Annotated in this window: 1 protein-coding gene; it reads right to left on the bottom strand. The window is 52.3% G+C overall.

Translation table 11 applies throughout. The features are described 5' to 3' along the window. Positions 1-275 (bottom strand): FAD-dependent oxidoreductase (locus THS27_RS26470; protein ID WP_246833117.1); only part of this gene is annotated, 275 nt, incomplete at its 3' end. Positions 276-432: the final 157 nt, after the last annotated feature.

Here is a 432-nt window from a genome sequence, read left to right on the forward strand (position 1 = left end):
CGGGCAAGTTTTTCATTGGTTTTGCCCTTGGTGACGCGCATCAGGTCTTCCCAATATTCAGCTTCATCGTATGTGCCGCTTAGCACAGATAGCGGACCAACATGCAGGGGACGCAGATTGCGGGTATGGCGGGTATTGCCGCCCCGATAGGGTCGGGGTGCCCCTTCAAGCAGGCAGACACGCGCGCCCTTTTCGGCCGCGACGATGGCGGCAATGAGCCCGGCTTGCCCGCCGCCCGCGACAAGGACATCGTAATGGTCATGGAGTGTTTTCACGAAGGCGTCACCTTTTAGTGTTTTATTGGATACTCTTGTATACAATTGTTCACAAACTTGTAGTTTGAAGACGAATGTGTCAAGTTCAAACAGATAAAAACAGTCAAGGTATCTGTTCATGAGCTCTGATTCCGTCGATAAACAACCCCGCGGCGAA

The organism is Thalassospira sp. MCCC 1A01428 (assembly GCF_002115825.1).
Taxonomy (GTDB): Bacteria; Pseudomonadota; Alphaproteobacteria; order Rhodospirillales; family Thalassospiraceae; genus Thalassospira.